Raw genomic sequence first — 495 nt, forward strand, 5'->3', positions numbered from 1 at the left:
GCTCGGAGGCGGCCTTGCGGGTCAGCTCGTCCTGGAAGGTGAGCTGCGCGTCCTTCTGCTGCACGTTCTGCAGCGCCTCGGCGTTGGCGTCGAGCGCGGAGAGCAGGTCCGGCGCGGTGGCCGTCTGGGCGTTGCCCGCCAGCTTCTTGCCCACGACGACGCCCAGCACGAAGACGGCGCCCATGACGACGATGCCGGCGATCAGCAGGCTGACGATCTGCCGGTTGTCCAGGGAGACGTCGAACTTCTCCTTCATCCGGTGGGCGTCACGCATGGCTTGGCAATCCTCGGGCGCGGACGCAGCGGGCAACACGAGTCCGTGTTGCGGCCTGTAGCGTCGGCATGGAGGGCAAGGTACGCCCCCCCCCGAGGCGGGTCAAATTCACGGAAGGACGCGCCCGGCCGGGGTTTCAGCCGGTGACGGGCGGAGCGAAGGCGGTGGACACGGAGAGTGGCGGGGGCGCCAGCGGAGCGGGCGACTCGGCGGGTGGGACG

1 pseudogene is annotated in these 495 nt (G+C 70.5%); it reads right to left on the reverse strand.

The window, feature by feature from the left end:
* A pseudogene (locus HG543_RS54080) lies at positions 1 to 274 on the reverse strand (SPOR domain-containing protein); the annotation flags it as partial.
* Between the last annotated feature and the right edge of the window lie 221 nt (positions 275 to 495).

It is taken from the genome of Pyxidicoccus fallax (genome assembly GCF_012933655.1).
Classification (GTDB): domain Bacteria; phylum Myxococcota; class Myxococcia; order Myxococcales; family Myxococcaceae; genus Myxococcus; species Myxococcus fallax.